General features: G+C 44.9%; 16 protein-coding genes and 1 pseudogene. 8 read left to right on the forward strand and 9 right to left on the reverse strand.

The window, feature by feature from the left end; genetic code table 11:
- Positions 1 to 379 precede the first annotated feature (379 nt).
- The 4 genes from yidA to ACVA53_RS01535 all read right to left on the reverse strand — a co-directional run bounded on the left by yidA (position 380) and on the right by ACVA53_RS01535 (position 4,886).
- Positions 380 to 1,192 (reverse strand): sugar-phosphatase, encoded by an 813-nt coding sequence (gene yidA, locus ACVA53_RS01520; protein ID WP_446504360.1) that lies wholly within the window; start codon positions 1,190 to 1,192, stop codon positions 380 to 382.
- A 376-nt stretch (positions 1,193 to 1,568) separates the two neighbouring features.
- Positions 1,569 to 3,761, reverse strand: coding sequence for an FUSC family protein (locus ACVA53_RS01525; protein WP_446504361.1), 2,193 nt, complete (start codon positions 3,759 to 3,761; stop codon positions 1,569 to 1,571).
- A gap of 9 nt (positions 3,762 to 3,770) precedes the next feature.
- A complete protein-coding gene (locus ACVA53_RS01530) occupies positions 3,771 to 4,652 on the reverse strand; it encodes an efflux RND transporter periplasmic adaptor subunit (protein ID WP_446504362.1) in 882 nt (293 codons plus the stop codon).
- Positions 4,653 to 4,670: 18 nt separating this feature from the next.
- Entirely contained in the window at positions 4,671 to 4,886 is a 216-nt protein-coding gene (locus ACVA53_RS01535; protein WP_446504363.1) for a DUF1656 domain-containing protein, read from the reverse strand.
- 149 nt (positions 4,887 to 5,035) lie between these two features.
- On the opposite strand from ACVA53_RS01535, the gene ACVA53_RS01540 reads away from it, so the two are divergent.
- Entirely contained in the window at positions 5,036 to 5,932 is an 897-nt protein-coding gene (locus ACVA53_RS01540) for a LysR substrate-binding domain-containing protein (protein ID WP_446504364.1), read from the forward strand.
- A 74-nt stretch (positions 5,933 to 6,006) separates the two neighbouring features.
- On the opposite strand, the gene ACVA53_RS01545 is transcribed toward ACVA53_RS01540, so the two are convergent.
- Both ACVA53_RS01545 and ACVA53_RS01550 read right to left on the reverse strand, forming a co-directional pair.
- Positions 6,007 to 6,660 carry a LuxR family transcriptional regulator gene (locus ACVA53_RS01545; RefSeq protein WP_446504365.1) on the reverse strand — a complete coding sequence of 218 codons (654 nt, stop codon included), beginning with the start codon at positions 6,658 to 6,660 and terminating at the stop codon, positions 6,007 to 6,009.
- Between the two features lie 129 nt (positions 6,661 to 6,789).
- A complete protein-coding gene (locus ACVA53_RS01550; protein WP_255041799.1) occupies positions 6,790 to 7,422 on the reverse strand; it encodes a D-Ala-D-Ala carboxypeptidase family metallohydrolase in 633 nt (210 codons plus the stop codon).
- 220 nt (positions 7,423 to 7,642) lie between these two features.
- Between ACVA53_RS01550 and ACVA53_RS01555 the strand changes: the two are divergent.
- Positions 7,643 to 8,248 (forward strand): annotated as a pseudogene (locus ACVA53_RS01555) (murein L,D-transpeptidase catalytic domain family protein); the annotation flags it as partial.
- 200 nt (positions 8,249 to 8,448) lie between these two features.
- Here ACVA53_RS01555 and ACVA53_RS01560 read toward each other — a convergent pair.
- A complete protein-coding gene (locus tag ACVA53_RS01560; RefSeq protein WP_446504366.1) occupies positions 8,449 to 9,600 on the reverse strand; it encodes an iron-containing alcohol dehydrogenase in 1,152 nt (383 codons plus the stop codon).
- Positions 9,601 to 9,854: 254 nt separating this feature from the next.
- Between ACVA53_RS01560 and ACVA53_RS01565 the strand changes: the two genes are divergently transcribed.
- From ACVA53_RS01565 to ACVA53_RS01580, 4 genes are all read left to right on the forward strand, one after another.
- Positions 9,855 to 10,775 carry an AraC family transcriptional regulator gene (locus ACVA53_RS01565; protein ID WP_255041802.1) on the forward strand — a complete coding sequence of 307 codons (921 nt, stop codon included), beginning with the start codon at positions 9,855 to 9,857 and terminating at the stop codon, positions 10,773 to 10,775.
- Positions 10,776 to 10,932: 157 nt separating this feature from the next.
- Positions 10,933 to 11,502: a porin family protein gene (locus tag ACVA53_RS01570; RefSeq protein ID WP_446504367.1), complete on the forward strand. Its 570-nt coding sequence runs from the start codon at positions 10,933 to 10,935 to the stop codon at positions 11,500 to 11,502.
- A 373-nt stretch (positions 11,503 to 11,875) separates the two neighbouring features.
- The gene (locus ACVA53_RS01575) at positions 11,876 to 12,385 is read left to right on the forward strand and encodes a porin family protein (protein WP_446504368.1); all 510 of its coding nucleotides are present in this window, start codon (positions 11,876 to 11,878) and stop codon (positions 12,383 to 12,385) included.
- Between the two features lie 176 nt (positions 12,386 to 12,561).
- Complete coding sequence (locus ACVA53_RS01580) at positions 12,562 to 13,026, forward strand: hypothetical protein (RefSeq protein WP_255041804.1); 465 nt, start codon at positions 12,562 to 12,564, stop codon at positions 13,024 to 13,026.
- 346 nt (positions 13,027 to 13,372) lie between these two features.
- Here the strand turns inward: ACVA53_RS01580 and ACVA53_RS01585 are convergent, their stop codons facing one another.
- Positions 13,373 to 13,648, reverse strand: coding sequence for a hypothetical protein (locus tag ACVA53_RS01585; RefSeq protein WP_446504369.1), 276 nt, complete (start codon positions 13,646 to 13,648; stop codon positions 13,373 to 13,375).
- 185 nt (positions 13,649 to 13,833) lie between these two features.
- On the opposite strand from ACVA53_RS01585, the gene ACVA53_RS01590 reads away from it, so the two are divergent.
- Positions 13,834 to 14,544 (forward strand): hypothetical protein, encoded by a 711-nt coding sequence (locus tag ACVA53_RS01590; protein WP_446504370.1) that lies wholly within the window; start codon positions 13,834 to 13,836, stop codon positions 14,542 to 14,544.
- A 33-nt stretch (positions 14,545 to 14,577) separates the two neighbouring features.
- Here ACVA53_RS01590 and ACVA53_RS01595 read toward each other — a convergent pair whose 3' ends face one another.
- On the reverse strand, positions 14,578 to 15,750 hold the full coding sequence (locus ACVA53_RS01595; RefSeq protein WP_274126258.1) for a cation:proton antiporter domain-containing protein: 1,173 nt from the start codon (positions 15,748 to 15,750) through the stop codon (positions 14,578 to 14,580).
- A gap of 319 nt (positions 15,751 to 16,069) precedes the next feature.
- On the opposite strand from ACVA53_RS01595, the gene ACVA53_RS01600 reads away from it, so the two are divergent.
- The gene (locus tag ACVA53_RS01600) at positions 16,070 to 17,083 is read left to right on the forward strand and encodes a helix-turn-helix domain-containing protein (RefSeq protein ID WP_255041808.1); all 1,014 of its coding nucleotides are present in this window, start codon (positions 16,070 to 16,072) and stop codon (positions 17,081 to 17,083) included.
- Positions 17,084 to 17,237 lie beyond the last annotated feature (154 nt).

The following is a 17,237-nucleotide window of genomic DNA, read 5'->3' on the forward strand; positions in this document are numbered from 1 at the left end:
TAGCGAGGCGTCATATAGGAAAAACGATGGTAATTAAGAAGAAACATGCCTTTTTCTGGGGGACAATACTGTTTTCTTCCCAGCTGATTCTATGGCTGATTGACTTTACTGTTGAATCGACAAGCTCGATTAATAGAAAAGCGTATACTGAACTGTGGTATGTCCGGTCAGTGATTTTAGTGTCAGGACTCTTTCTTATGGCATATAGCCAATATCCCCGTAGCTGGTTGGGGAAGGTAGGGCGGTGGGTTTACCGCTTAATTCTGTGGCTGATAAAAACCAAGCGCTCCCAGAAAAGGTAATTCGTTTTCTAAGGCATGTACAAGGTGGTCGCTGAAGTTAAAGGCAGTTGGCTACCTTTAACTTCACACTGAGACAGTTAGGCGTTATTTAGTACAAACTCTTCAATTACTTTTGCCACACCGTCGTTGTCGTTGGTGTCGGTAACGTGGTTGGCAATTGCTTTGATATCGTCGGTGGCATTGCCCATTGCAACACCAAGGCCTGCGTATTTGATCATGTGGTGATCGTTACCGGCATCACCCATGCAAATCACTTCGCTAGCGTCTAGGCTCAAATGCTCGGCAAGCATGGCAACGCCAGTACCTTTATTGCTATTTGGGTTCATCAGCTCAAGGAAGAATGGGGCACTTTGCACCACCGTGTACTGAGTGTATAGGCTCTCAGGCAGTTGGTTGATGGCCGCAGTCAGTACGTCAGGATCGGCAACCATCATCACTTTGATCACTTCTTCATCATCAGCAAGCTCAGAAAAGTCCATCACCGTGGTCGGTACACCATTGATCTCAGATTCATGCTCGGTGTATTTGTTGTTCTCTGGAGTGATCAGGCCACGCTCTGGAGTAAAAGCGTGAACAAAGGAGCCCAAATCATTGGCTAGGCTAGCAATATTTTTCGCATCACGGCCTGTCATGATCTGCTTGCGGATCACTGTTTTGCTTTCTACACGTTGTACTAAAGAGGCGTTGTAGCTAAGGACATAATCACTTTCGCCGGTCATACCTAGCTCATCGAGGTATTTGGTCATGCCTTCTAGCGGACGGCCTGAGGCCAGTACCACTTGCACACCGTTGTCGCGTGCTGCCTGAATAGCTTGTTTGGTTCGAGGAGAAATGGCTTTCTGCGAGTTAAGCAATGTGCCATCCATATCAAGGGCAACCAATTTATACATGGATTCGTCCAATCAGGGAGAAATTTTAGAACCTGCATAGTAATCAATTTTTGTGATTAACTCGACATTCTTTGGTGATCTTGTTGTGACATTTCAAGCTGAGGTTGATGTGAGTCAATCACAATGGCGAGGTTAAAACTATCGACTTCAGCACTACGTATTTTGGCGATAGCATTGGAATCAGTGAAGAAATAATCCGGCGATATGTAAGCTATCAAGCGCAGGAGACCCCCGCACCTTGTTAGTTCGGTCGATTCAATTAATTCGCTTGGGTATACAGCTTTCGTTTTAGCTCAAACATGAAGCGTTACCCAACCATTACGCCACCAAATCATTACATCATAGGAAGATCGGGTGGCGTTTTTTATGGCTGTCGCTATATAGCAAATGGCTGTAGGCGAAGATGGTGGATTTCGCTGTTATGCACATTAAGGCTCAGGGAGTTTAACGACACGATGAGTAGCTTCAATGACGTTAGCAGTCGGTAGCTGGCATCAATATCATCCTTGCTGTGAGAAAATTGCAAAACGGATTCATTATCCAGGCCGATCAGGTAGTGTTGCAGTTCGCCTAGTACATTATCGAGCTGTTGTTGATGAGCGGTAAGCGCCTCGCTGATAGTCGGTTCCTCCAGAATAGTCGCCAGTGATTTCAAGATTTTTGAAATATACATTTCCAGCGCTTGTTGATGCGATGACTGAAGCCAGTTTTGATAACTATCCTCGAAAGCCCTCAGAAGCAGGCAGGCTTTGTATGCACTGGTGATTAGTGCATTGACCTTCGCAGGTTCGAGATCCGGATATTTGGCCCAGTTAATTCTTCCCATGGCTCGTTCGGCCATTGCCACCGAGCGCAACGGGTCTTGCAGGAATTGGAAGCGCTTGTATGGTTTATGGCTCAATGGTTGCAAGTTGGACCTTAGCCCCATACGCAGCCGTTGCATCTCTCGTAAAAACGTTGACTCGGGGGTGCCAGAGAAAACAGTATGGTTTACCCAAAATACGACTAGCATGACGATGGCAAGCAGCAGCAACTGAAGCAAGGCTTGCTGAATATCGTAGACTGGTGTCAGTTGCATCGCACCGCTGGTCATCATTATCAATAACTGGGTACCTATCAAGCGTTGAAGCACTTGTTGAGGTTGGTTGAGCACATACCAAATGCCAAATGCATTGATGAAATAAAACGCCGCAAGCTGCCACACTTCGGTCATCATCGGCATCAGCAATACATATTGGGCCAGGACAAACAATGACCAGGCGAACATGGAAAAAAGCAGGTTCTTGACGTTTGCAAACGGCAGCGACAATACAATGCTGCTGAGTAGGGCACCGAGCATTACAATCATTGCGCCGCCAGGCATCGGGACATAAATCCACAAGGCAATGCAGATCCAGTTCACCAGGAAGACCTTCAATGCCGCGATGGCGCTGTCTGGGCGAAATGCCCAGACAGTCTGATATGGCGCCTTGGCAGGTTTTGCTTGTTTTGACTTAGTTTGTCCTGCTTCCTCTGCATTGGCGTAGCCCGTGCCCGTTACTGCGCCAAGTGTTGCCACAATGTCATAGTGCAGCTGGTCAATTTGTGTAAGAAGTGAGCCCAGTATCATAGTTGTGCCATGAAGATCATGAGTACCTTTTACAGTCATACCTGACTGCCTCGGGGTAATCAATGACACCTTCTTTGGGGTAACTAGAACGCTTTCTTGTTCAGTTGGCGACGATGCTTCCAGCATGCCCAAGGCGTTATTTACCCTGAGGCTTAGCCTCTCCAGTAAAGATGCTATTTCTGCACATTGTTCCGGTACCAATTCGCCTTTACTCTGCTCGCTGAGTTCGGCCAAGTGGCCACATAACAGCGCCCACTGGTTTAGCTGGTTAAGCAAGGTTTGCCATTGTGGGTAATCCTGGGCGACATGGTAGCTGTCAGCGCTGGCGGCATAGATAAGATCTTCTAAGCGTGTTAATTGCCTCAGGCTATCACCCAGGTTGAGCTCTTTGGTGAAGGTGCCATGCTCGAAAAGCTCACCGTTGGCGACTTGCAGTTGTTTGCCTTGATTTTCAAAGTACAACCGCAGGGTTGAGATAACGACTGAGCGGCTGGAGCTTGGCCAAAGCAGGCTGAAGACAAGGGTAAAGCTGAGGATCCCCAGCACGGTTTCCTGTACCCGCAGCACCGCCATGGAGAAGGTAAGCTCAGGTAATAGCTGTCCCATGACTATAACCAATGAGCAGACAGCCAAGCAAATAGTCCAGATATAGCCATTTTTGGGATTACCTTGCAGATAGACACAAAGTGCAGCAAAAAGGCTGTAGCAAAGCAGGAGTGGCAAAGGTTGCTGGGCAAAGACCCCAACTAGCATCAAAGCGGCCACTACCCCAAGTAACGTACCGACAAGGCGGTGGCGCCCTTTTTTCAGAGAATGCCCAGAGGTTTCGGTTGCAGCCATGACAACAACGGCAAATCCAGCCCAATAAGGTCGATCCCAACCCAGCCAAAGCGCGCTGACAATGGCCAAGGTTAGGGCAATAGCCACTTTAAGAGGCAAGATACAGCGCTGATTGAGCATAGCGGATCCTTACTGGGTATCTTGTGGTTGAGATTTGTTGATCATGACGGATGCGGTCGCCCCGACGCGAAGCTGGATAGTTTCAGGCAAATCGTCGAGCGTAATTCTGACGGGAATACGCTGGGCAAGACGGATCCATTGAAAGTTAGGGTTCACATTAGGAAGCAAGGAGACGCCAGTACTGCCATCTTGGTGGGCGATTCCGTAACCAATGCTATCGACGCGCCCCTGTAACGGCTGGTTACGGTATGCCATCAAGGTGACAACTGCTTGTTCTCCGGGGGGGACATCCTGGATGTCTGTTTCCTTGAAGAAGCCTTCGATCCAGAAGCTATTTTTATCCACCAGGGCGACGACCGGTTGATTCGCAACGACTTGGCTGCCCACTCGTAGTGTGAGGTTGGTAATAAAGCCGTCCACCGGTGCGGTTACCTTGGTAAACCCGAGATTGAGTTCGGCTTCTTCACGGGCAGCTTTGGCTACCATCACACCGGCTTGGGCGGATTCAACGGCATTGTTGAGCTGGCTAAGCGTTAGCTGTGAGATGGAACCGGGCTGGCGGCGAGAGAGTGAATGGCCTCGCTTGGCTTCATCCTGAGCTTTATTTAGTTGGGCTTGTGCTTGTACCAAACTAGCCTTTGATTTTGCCAGCGCTGCTTTGTATGTACGGGGATCGATTTCGAACAACACATCACCCGCTTTCACTTCGCTGTTGTCACTAATAGGCAGATTAATGATCGGGCCGGTGACACGAGGGGTCACCTGAATGATCTGGGCGCGGATTTGACCATCTCGAGTCCATGGGTTGTGTAAATATTGTTGGTATTTCCAGCCTATAGCGGTAACAGCTAAAAGGAGTAAGCAGGTTGTGATGCTGAAACGTTTAATCAAAGTAGGCTCCGGGTTCAATTAAGAAGGAAAAACATAGGTACCGACAATAACGGTGTAGATGATCGTCAATGAGAGCTCTACCAACGGTGGGCTAGCGACATGGCGAAACCAGCGCAGCCGATTAAGCAAATGCACAGTAAGGGAGGTACAAACCAACCCCAGTAATGCAGCGACCAGCAGCGGGGGAAGGTAAAGATCGCCAAAAGCGACCTCTTTGGGAGCGGCAAAAGGCACAGTGTTTCTCTCGATGTTAGTAGCGAATAACAGATTCTATGAATAAAGTTGCTTCCGATAAACTCACCGAGAAGGAATTGACTAGAAACCCTTGGTTTCGAATGTTGGTTAAAATAGAATCATATAATTGGTAATAATGGAGCAAGCTGTTGGATCGCTTAACCAGTATCGAAATTTTTGTCCGAGCAGTAGAGCTAGGTTCATTTGCTGCAGTTGCAGAGGAGCGCGGGATCAGTGCTCAAATGGTGGGTAAGCATGTCAGGGGGTTAGAGTCAGCAATTGGTGCAAAGCTATTGACAAAATCTACTCGATTTCAGAGTTTGACGGCTGCGGGTGAACAGTATTATCAGCGGTGCCTGATCGTGCTGGCGGAGTTGAAAGCGGCTCAGGAAGATATCTACCGCAACATGAGTGAGCCGACTGGAAGCCTGAAAATCGCAGCGGGGGTGAATTTCGGGATTAAGGCTTTGGCACCAATACTTGCCCAGTTTCAGCAACAATACCCAAAGCTCGAAATTGATCTTACCCTGGAAAATAGCCCGCCGGATATGAAGAAGGAGGGTTACGATGTTATCTTTCGTGAGCAGTTAGAAGGTTATGATTATTTGGTCGCAACCAAGTTATGCAGTTATCCAATTATCGCCTGTGCTTCACCGGCCTATTTGCAGCAGTATGGCACTCCGCAACACCCGGATGAGCTTGATCGTCACCAATGCTTGCAGAGTAACCTCTCACAAGACCCTCTTAAGTGGCGCTTCTTTGATGGCCAGAAAATCAGTGCACCTAAAGTGACTTCTCGCATTACCATGAACAGTGGGCAGGCAAGGCTGGCAGCTGCGTTGGAAGGGGCGGGTATTACCTTGCAACCAATCTTTCAGGTCAGTGACGCGCTGGCAGAAGGATCCATCCTATCGATACTGCAAGACTACTCATTACCAGCCATTGATTTGTATATGCTGTATCAGCCCTCGCTGCGTAATACGGCGCGGCTAACGGCATTACAGGCTTTTGTACGTCAGGCTTTGGCGCCCCATACTGATGACTAAATCGAACGTAATGTTGTCGCTAAGCCAGCAGAGGTGAGCTGCTGGCTTTTAATTTCCGAATTGCCAATGCAACATTAAACAATGATCGATGCCGGTGTTTTGAATAGTTGTTCAGGGATGACAGAAAGCCAACCGTTACAACGGGCATACTCTATCAATGATGCACGGTTAGTCACACCTATGTCAGAAAAACGCGCGATCAAGTTGGCGATTTGTTTTTCCACTGCTTTTGGGGTTCGGTGAATCAAATGGGCAATCTGCTTGGTTTGTCGTCCACGCAGCAGCCAAAACAGCACAATTTCCTGGGAAGGTGTTAACTGCATGCGCTCGGGCTTTATGGTGCTGAAAGAAGTATGGGTACTGTTTAGTGCCATAATTTCAGCAAAAGAAGCCAAGTTTACCAATTTCCTTAAGTTGGTCGCGCTGAACTGGATTCCCCAAGGTTCGTCATTAATGATGACTGGTCGCTTTTCAAAAGTGTAAGCATCAAACCCATATGCGTACTTGTGCGCATCAATAGTTGTCACTATCTTTTTTTCTGTTAATGCATGTATGTCTTGCCGTACAAATTCAGATGCAAATTGGGCTGTATCACATGGTAGATCACGATCAGTGAGGCCCGCTATATCTGAAGGTGCATTGACTAAGTCACGGTAAGCTTTGTTGGCAAAGGCAAAAATGCCATCCTTAGACTTTAATCCTGCCGGATAAGGGCTGTTCTCTAGCATGTGAATCAGAACGGATAAGTATGTATTTTGATCTATATTCACCCACGCATTTTATCACTCAGATCAAGGAAAGAAAGTAGGATAAATCCCCCTTTTTGATTCGTTTATCAAAAGCCATGTTTATACAAGCTACCACTGTCGGTAGCCACAGGTGTCGATATGAAAGCGCACACCACTGTAGAGGCCAAGACCCATCTTATTTTTCTTACCAACCGAGTTGTATACACTTTTGAGGATTTTATGTAGTTCAGCCCGAGAGATATTCCGTATGGGGACGAGATCAAGTGCACAAAAGTCGAGGTGAGAGCTGCGAGGGGCTCCTCCTGCATGTTGGTTGTACTCTTTACTTCGGTCGCCAGAGACAGGAATAAGCAAGCCTGTTTTGGGCATTACATGCTCTTGAATGAAAAGAAGAGTGCGTGCCATGTTCTTCCAGACCTTCTCGTCAGGAAGATTGAAAACATTAGTATTGCTCAGCCGCCAATCCGTCCCCTGTAAAAGCACGAGGTGGAGAGGTATGCCTTCTTTTACCCCTTTATCGAGGAAATATTCGTGTCCTTTCTGAATATCGGCCTGTTTACCGTTCATTAATACCCAGCCTCGGAATGCAGCAAGGGTTGGTACCTTGAACCCCTGCACTTCGATGACTAAGTCGCTGTAGTCAAATTCGGTATGAACTTCATAAAGTTTCGATAGATCAACAGCTTCTGCTTTAATGGTGTTCGAAAAAGCCAAGAATAACGACAATATAATCCACTTCATCTTTTACTCCATATCACTATCCATAGGATATACATCGACAAGATCGTTTAAGTGTAGAATATCTACCTGATAGGGGTTGAGTCGTTTCTTAAGCCTTTATTTGTAATTTTTTATGAAAATCTGTCTGAATTGGTGAGATAAAAAAACCATTAGCATTTAATCTGTTAAAATTATGAAGGTAACCTTATCGTAAAAAAATCGCTTTATATTAATAACTATGATCAAAAAAATACTTCTGTTTTTGCTTTTTTCTTCCTTTGCACAGGCTGGTACTGTAGAGGAGCATATCGAGAAACTTGCCAGCGAGGTGTATTCAATGGCCTCTTTGGATGGAGTCATTGACTATGCATTGCTTAAACAAGGTGTCGAAGCTTATATGACCAAAGGCACCGGTGCGAATCCCAATTTGGTGATTATTGACTTTCGTCGCCCTTCGAATGAGAAAAGGTTTTATGTTGTTGATTTGGCTGATAAGACGCTGAAGTATCATACCTACACTACCCATGGTATTGAAAGCGGAGGAGCGTATGCGGAACGCTTTTCCAATACGGTAAATTCGAAGCAGACCTCATTGGGGGTGTTTAAAACTGCTGAGACGTACTATGGGAAATACGGCTATTCACTCCGTCTTGATGGGTTGTCTGAGGGGATAAATGATAATGCCCGCCGGCGTTATATCGTGATCCACGGTGCAAACTATGCATCTCCAGATTTTCTGGCGTCGAATAATTTCATTGGCTGGAGTTGGGGCTGCCCAGCACTGCCACCTGAAAAAAACCGAGAAATTATCGATTTAATCAAAGGTGGTAGCATCATCCTCGCTGCCAATGAAGAGATGATTAGACAGGACTCGTCACCATCCTTGTTGGCATCCAATACTTATCATGAGCCAGTGGAAAGCGATAATCGTATTGTGATAAGTCGATAGACTGTTTCCGCATGGAAGAAAAGCCGATGATTAGTTCATCGGCTTAACGACAGCAAGACAGACTATTGTCTTTCTTTTATTTCCGTTCTGGCACTCTCTTACAGAGCGGCTTCTAAAATGGCACGGCTGTCACTGACGGTGATATTGCCACGCTCGCCGAGCGCTTTCATACCGTGTCTCTCTAGGCTTGTTACCAGAGTATCGATATCTGCTGTACCTAGTTCTATGTCGCTCAAGCTGGTCGGCACTTCCATTTGTTTGAAGAAAGCAATGGTGTGGCTAATCGCTTGTTCGATACGCTCATCAGTTGACCCCTCAGTAATGCCAAATACACGTTCTGCGTACTGTAGCAATTTGCCTTCTTTGTCTTCACGGCGTTCTCGCATGACGGCTGGTAGCACAATGCTTAGCGTGCGTGCATGGTCGATACCGTAGTTACCCGTAAGCTCGTGACCGATCATATGAGTGGTCCAGTCTTGTGGGACACCGACACCAATCAAACCGTTCAATGCTTGTGTTGCGGTCCACATAATGTTGGCACGCACATCGATATCGTCAGGCGTAGCAAGCGCTTTAGGTCCTTCTTCGATAAGATTAAGTAGTAGGCCTTCGGCAAAGCGGTCTTGTACTTTAGCATTCGCTGGGAAAGTGAGATATTGCTCCATCACATGGACATACGCATCAACGACCCCGTTGGCGACCTGGCGTGGAGACAGGCTAAGTGTCGTCGTCGGATCCAGCACGGCAAACAAAGGCTGAACTTTTGGTGTCATGAAAGCCAATTTGTCTTTTCCGCGGGAAACCACGGCGCCCATGTTACTTTCTGAGCCTGTTGCAGGGAGCGTCAATACGCAACCTAGTGGCAGCGCGCTTTCGACAGGGTGTTGTTGGGCCAAAATATTCCATGGGTCTTCGCCCTGGTAAGCTGCGGCGGCTGCGATAAATTTCGTGCCATCGACCACCGAGCCACCACCAACAGCAAGCAGGTAGTCAAAACCTTCGTCTTTGATTTTTTTTACTGCTTTCATCAGGGTGTCATATTGTGGGTTAGGCTCAACACCGGCAAATTCCCCCCAGTTATGTTCGCTCAAGGCTGCTTCTACTTGCTCATATACACCGTTTTTCTTAATCGACCCGCCACCGTAAATCACCAGGACTTTTTTATCTTGAGGGATATCGTTGGTAATGGCCGCAATTTGGCCTTCACCAAAGTGAATACGGGTAGGGTTCTGGTAAGTAAACTTGTCCATGAGGTATCTCCAGTGTGTGCTGTGATTGTTTATAGCAATATAATGACACCAGTCTATGCCAATGCTTTGAAAATTGTCATGCTCAAAACTGTTTAATACTTGCCTAAACCTACTTTTTTGTTCGAAGGGTGACAGCTATTATCTTATGGTGTGTTTTATTGAGCTGAATCGTTAAGCGCTAGTATTTCATGGGTACTTGTGCTTTGATTTGTGGTTATAGGCAACGATTAAGTATAAAAGGCGGGGTAAGTGTCGTGGGGTCTTCAGCAGGATTAGTTTCCAGAAAGTGTGTCGAAAAAGGCGAAGAACTCTGTCATCTCTATGGCTTAGTAACGGAATCTGGGATTGTTGAGTTGGATGTGCCGGGGATCCGGCTATTTCGGATAAATCAGTACCATAAGATGACGCCCCAAATGTACCAGCAAGGCGTGGTGGTGATTTTACAGGGTAATAAAGTGGGTCATCTTAATGATTACCGATTTGATTATGACTCAAACCATTGCCTGATTGTAGCAACACCTTATCCCATTGCCTGTGAGACGTTTGCTTCGCCGGAGGCACCGTTAATTGGATTGGATATAGATTTTGATCTGACCATTATCCAAGAACTTGTCGATACTCTTGAGCATCACCAACATAGCGAGATACCAAAATCACAAGATAACGGTCGTGGGGTGGCGGTGACTCAAATTACACCTGATATTAGAGGTTGTATTTGCCGTCTTCTGGGGTGCCTGAAAGATCCGTTGGATGCTCGCGTGTTAGGCAAGCAGTTACTGCGTGAGTTTTATTTCCACTTGCTCAAAAGTGATCAAGGGCATTTGTTGGCGCAATACTGTAAACAAGATAGTGCACTATCGCGGGTGACAAAGGTGATATCTCACGTACAGTCACATTACGATGAAAAGTTGGCAATCAATGATCTGGCAGACATGGCAGGTATGAGCGTGTCTGCCTTTCATCGAGCCTTCAAACAAGTTGTTACGGATCCGCCTTTGCAGTACATCAAAAAAATCCGTCTGAATAAGGCCAAAACCATGATGTCGCAAGATGGCATGCCGGCAAATGTCGCTGCCTTGAAGGTGGGTTACGAGAGTCCAACCCAGTTCAGCCGAGAATTCAAGCGTTACTTTGGCGTGCCACCAAGCCGGGTTTCTCATATAGGGTCATTCTAACCGCGTTAAGTATTTTCATGTGTTTTGAAATTTAAAATCACCAAATAAAACGTTGTTTTTTATTTTAAGGTTGCGTTCAGCTTTATTGTGTACAGTGTGCATTATCAAAACGGCAGCAAGCACAGCTGCCAATAATATTGAATAAAGGAAATCACACATGAAAAAGTATGCTGTAGCGTCGGCTCTTATTCTCGCCACTCTTGCTGCTACACCTGCGCTTGCAAATACCACCGAGTGGTTTGTTGGTGGTGGTATTGGTTACCAGAATGATAAAGTTGAGCAAGACTTTATTCTTGCTCACCCAAGTAAAAATGCTGAAGATGTAACTTACCAATTCCGTGGTGGTGCTATCGTTAATGACCAGCATCGCTTTACCGCAACTTACAGCTACTTTGAGGATAAGTATAATGGTGCTTTAGGCTTTGAAAATAAGCTTACGCAGAATATGTACTTAGCCTCATATGACTACTTGATTCCCGTTCAAGAGAAGGTGAACTTATTTGCCGGTGTGACTATGGGTTATGCTGATAACAAGATTAAAACTGATTTTGGGAGTAATAGCTCGACAGACTTTGTCTGGGGCGGACAGGTAGGTGCGCAATATAAGTTGAGCAATAATCTTTCAACTGATTTGACTTACCGCTATTTAGAACAAGACTACAAAGAAGGCTTAAATCAGATTGATTATACCCAGCAAGTTGTTTGGTCAGTTGACTACAAGTTTTAATTTAATCTGAAAGTATATAAAAAAGAGGACAAAGTTTCCTTTTTATATATATCATTTCATTCAATTAGTGTATTGCTTTTCTTGAATTAATCAATATTTACAGTTATTGATCTTAATTTATCAATAGGTTGTAATTGATAATTAATCAAATGCAATGTTTTTGATTAATTACATTTAATTTTAGCAGTGACCTTATTGAGATTTTTCATTATTTGTTCAGTATGCATTAAGTTAAAAAACATCGTTTTATATCTTAAGTTTGCGTTCAGGAAGTAATTGTATAGTGATTAACGAACAGAACTTATCATATAGTACTTATCCGGCACATTAGAAAAGATATTAATGATGATGCTGGGAGTCCAAGGAGATATACATGAAAAAGATCACAGCAATCTCGACGTTAGCACTGACAATAATAGCCGCCTCTCCAGCATTTGCAGCTGATACACAATGGTTTGTCGGTGGTGGTGTAGGTTATCAAGAAGATAACGTGAAAGGTACAAACGCCCAGAATGGTGAAGATGCTACTTACCAGCTTCGTGGTGGTGCAATTATGAATGACCATCACCGTGTTATGGGTACTTACAGTTACATGGATAAGTCATCACAAAATATGTTCCTAGCTTCTTATGATTACCTTGTACCTGTACATCAGAATGTAAACCTATTCGCGGGTGTTTCTGCGGGTGTGGCCGATAATAAGATTAGCGGCAGTAGCTCAACAGATTTCGTTTGGGGTGGCCAGGTTGGTGCTATGTATGAAATCAATGACAGCTGGTCAACAGATTTGACTTACCGCTACCTAGATCAGGACTACAGCAAAAACGGCACTAAGATTGATTACTCACAGCAAATTGTTTGGTCAGTTGACTACCGCTTCTAGTTGATGACTTGATAAAACGATAGAACGAATACCCAAAGGGAAAGCGATTGCTTTCCCTTTTTCATATTCAAATCGCCGTTGTGCAGCTAAATAGGTTAAACATAAATTCACTGTCTTGTTGTTATAGATACTGCTATAACTAATTGTATTAGAATTATATAAGTTAGGATTCAAGGATGAAGCTACAGATCATAGGGTTAATGCTAAGTAGCATGTTGGCAGCGCCGACTTTTGCAACTCAACTGGAAGGAGGCACTTGGTTATGCAAACGGCCAGACACTCCGGAAAACATGTTGGAGACCACCTCGTATAAATTTATGCCTGATGGCACGATTCATTCAGAAGAGTGGCTAAGGCGTTCAGAAAACAATCAAGTACAATTGGAGTTCAAGCTGGCTGTAAACTACAGCTTCTTCCATAACGGTTTAGACTATGTATTGAGGCCTATTAATCTCACCAGAGATATCGTGGTAGATAAAAACAATGTTAACCCGTTTGATAGTGATGCAAGACGTGATCTGCTTGGCTATCGAATATTCTTTCAACCTCAATTCGAAAGTGATACTCGAGCAGAGTTTGTTATGCGCCATCATATTACCCCCGATCAGCGCTTCACTTTGAATTGTTCCCGTCAAACCTAGTGTTATATTTTGTTCACGAATCTACCCAAGCGCCCCTTAACTAAGTGCTTATGCTTGAGTAAAGGTGCTCTAAATATTGCTACATGAAGTCACCTGGGTATTTAAGGACTTGGATAGAATTCAAATGGACCTGCGGTGACTACGTTCTAGCAGTTTTTCTTTACATTGGGTGGGAGTTTGTCCCCTTTGGCGCTGGAAGGCCTTGCTAAAGCTTTGGACATTTTTATACCAATCTGGATAAGTAGTTGATCAAGTATTTGCACTGGAAAAATCGTTGTTATCAAGGCAGATATTGCAGTAACTAGTGGCTCTAATTACAAAATCTCTAACGCAGAGAACAGCGATTTTAACCTGCAAGACTGATCAAATATTTATGTAGGTTGGTATTATAGCCCAGTTCCTCCGCAATTTCTTTAACACTCAGATCAGCCTGCATATGTTTTATGGCTTGGTTACACAGAACATAATTGGTAATCGAACTGAAGCTCCAACCAAATTTATGGAGACGGCGTTGCAGTTGCTGTCTTGAAATCGCCATCTTGCTGAGGTATGCCTGATCACCAATCACATGTTCGAGATCTTCCAGCCATTGGTTGAGATCAGAAAAAGGTACCAAGGTCATCGGCTCTTCGAGCAATTTTAGCGGCGCGCCTAAATCACCCAGCGTAATCCCATAATGTTTTTGCTTATCATCCCAGTGTTTCTAACTAATCAAGATCTTTAGGGTCTCTTGGGTATATCGACAAAGTCCTACCTTCTAAATCCTACAGGTTGATATATAATCGTGGCTTACATGGAGTGTTGATCATGCCTTTTGCTTTCTCGAGTACCCACACCTATTTTCAATTGCTTTCCTGCTCCAAATTACCATCTTATTTGTTTGTCTTCAGTGTGATATCAACGTTGCTTTCACCAGTTACCCATGCGACGGCTCTGCTGCAAGAGTTCGAGTTTGGTGACTCTGTGGACTATGTCCGCTCACTCCCTGACAGTTTTGATTGTTCAGCCCTTTATCAAACTGGTATAGCAGAAGACAGTGAACAAGAGAATGCCGCATTTTGTTTTGATGACGCGAACTTGTTTCATACCGAAGGGGGAATGCTGACCGCTTTTATGGCTGACGGTGTTGTTGATAAAGTGGAGTATAGTCTTGAGGTGTCACTGGCTAACTACAACGCCGTGCTGTCCGGTTTGCGTCGCCAGAATTACGTCTTCACCCAAGTTACCGTTGGTGATGAAACCTTGGATGTATTGTCAGGACTTAAGCTATTAGACACGCAAACACTTGATGACCAGTTATTTACCTTAATCAATCAAGCTGATTTTTCAACCCAGCGAGAGTTTATCTTACTTGATCATCGTAATTTTAAGCGAGCACTCAAGGCAAAGATTAAGAGTGTGGATAGTTGGTTGAACAACAAAGCGGCTCAGAGAGGGTTTGAGCGCTTAACGATGGTACGTATTAGTGTCAGCAATGATGAAATCCTGCTGCAGGCCAGCCAACCATATACGGGGTAGCGGGTTGTGGCAAGTGGAGCAACGTAGGGGGCATTAATCCTTGCGGAGTTTTTTGATCGTCGATATAGGTGTCGGGAAGCGGTTTACCACCCAATAGGTTGAGATGATAAAAGTTGTAATTGTTGCCATTTGAATAAATAGGGTCGCTTCCATCGATAATACCCCACTTATCATTGCCGCATAGGCAACCAGGAAGGAAAACTCACTGGCTTGGCTGAGTCTTGCACTTAGCTCATATTGCATCGTGGGCTTTTCTTTAGCGAGCTTTAAGGCAATAGAAAATCCCCAATACTTGATCACAACCAGCAAACCGCCAAACGCCAGTCCAAAGAAGGTATAGATATTCCACTCACTGAAGTTCATCCTTGCGCCAATGGCGAAGAAGAACAAGATCAAAAAGAACTCACGCAGTGGCTTTAAGTGTACAGAAATAGCTTGTGAGACTCGGCTAGTGGCAATCGAGATCCCCGCGATAAACGCACCACTTTCATAAGATAACCCAACCTGATGGCTTAATTCAGCACAGAAGAAACACCACGCCAAGGTTGTTAGAAAACTGTATTCCTGAATGACGTCAAATCGCTGAAAAAGAGGCAATATAATGTAGCGTACACCGATAAACGCGAGAGTGCATATTGCGACGAACTTACCCAGCATCAGCAGGAAACCGACCAACATGGCATTGCCACCGTCCATATTGAGAAAGATGATTACACTGATTGCTATGACGTCTTGTACTAGCAAAATACTGGTGATCACTTCCCCCATTCGTTGATGGTGAAGCGTTGTCGTCGGGATTAATTTCAAGCCAATGACTGTACTGGAAAACATCAATGCTGCCGCACTGATCACCGCATCCAGTATCGATAATTGAATAGCTAAGCAAAACAGAAGCGTAACGGTAAAAAAGAAAGCGCAGGTGCCAAGGGTGATAATGGCACTTTCTTTAAATAAGCTAAGTAGCTTGTTGGGCTGTAAGTTCAAACCGATAAGGAACAGCAACAAAATCACACCAATATTGCCGAACTGGGTGATGTGTTCGGTATTAGGGATCAGGTTGAAGCCGTAGGGGCCAATAACTACCCCAGCGGCGATATAAGCCAGAATTATCGGTTGGCAGGCATACAAAAAAAGCGTACCGAGGATCGCTGCGCTGATAATAATCACACATAGCTCGAAGATGATCGGTGCTAAATCAATCGGCATACCGGTACAGCCATATGAGGTAAACCCTGAACGTGAAGTGACTTGGGTATAAGTTTGGCCCAAGTTGCTTTGTTGCGCCTAAGCGTCTGGTTGCATTAATACCAACCTACATAAATATTTGATCAACGACTTATCCAGATTGGTATAAGTCTGTGTAGTGAGAAGGGGACCTGGTCACACCGGCTGTAATGATGAGTTTTTTGCGTTTAAATAGTTCTAATCTTCCTCAGAGTTAGCGTGTTCACGTTAGCTCGAATTTGCCATATCGAGGCTACGCTCTACCCTTAATGTTTATGGTAAAGATGTTGAGTTCAAGCGTATGATCAGTGGCAAAGATCCCATTGTCCCTTTGATTAAGTCTGGCTATGCTCGTTTAATCGTAGAGATTTTCTATGAATATAATCATGACCCCCATAAAGTAATCAAAGATTCCGGGCTGCCTCCGGATCTGTTTGATTTAGACCAAGAGTTTCTGCCTCAAGAGCCGATGAAAAAGCTGATATATCTATTGGCTAACCAGTTGGGGCTTACTCAGTTCGGGGAAATATTACGAACCGCGATCCGCCGAAAAGCCATCCCCCGCCTGATCGGTGAGTTTGCCGACTGTAAAACAGTGAAAGATGCCTTGGAGCTGACGCAAACTGTGTTTCAACATGATTCGACTGTGGTTAATGTTGGTCTGGAGTCAAGCCATGGCAGAACCTGGTATTGGTGCAAGCGCCGTGCTGATGAAAGCGCGCACTTCTTATGGTCTGAAGTGTGGGCTGTATTATATGCGGTCGAATTTATTCGTGTGCTTACCCATAGTGACTGGTTGCCGAGTCAAATTAAGATTCAATCCAATGACTCGGATATATACAGCTCCATTTTGGGTAATTCAATCCAGTATTTCGTTGGTAATGAAAGGATTGAATGGTTAATTGACGACGATGTATTGGCACAACAACTGCGTATCACAGCTAAAGACTCAGAGGCCAAAGCGCCTTTAATTCGCTGGCATGCAAATTTTACCGATCGGGTTTTTACCTCTTTACTGCCTTACGTTAGGGAACGTAACCTGACGCTAGAAGAAGCGGCTGAGTTACTCAGTATGAGTCCGCGAACCTTACAGCGGAGATTAACCGAGGAGCGAACCAGCTTCCGACGGCTCAAAGATAACCTCCTTTACACCGTTGCGGTAGATATGATGGCCGAAGATTTATCACTGACGCATATTGCAAGCCAACTGGGCTATTCAAACATCGCGCATTTTTCCCGCTCTTTTAAGCGTATTAGTGGTCTCACCCCAAAGGTGTACCAGAAAGTTATTCTGAGTTTGGATAGGGACCCTTAGCCATTATCAGCAGCTGTAGAACGTATAAACTTGCTCTTACGTCAATTCATATAGGTTCTTTTTTATATATGAGTACCTAACCTTGCGTGACTTGCACCACATTTATTGATTTTTAGAGCTATTGCTCTAAAATTGGCAAATCAAGCCAAATAAA

The organism is Photobacterium sp. DNB23_23_1, assembly GCF_052873815.1.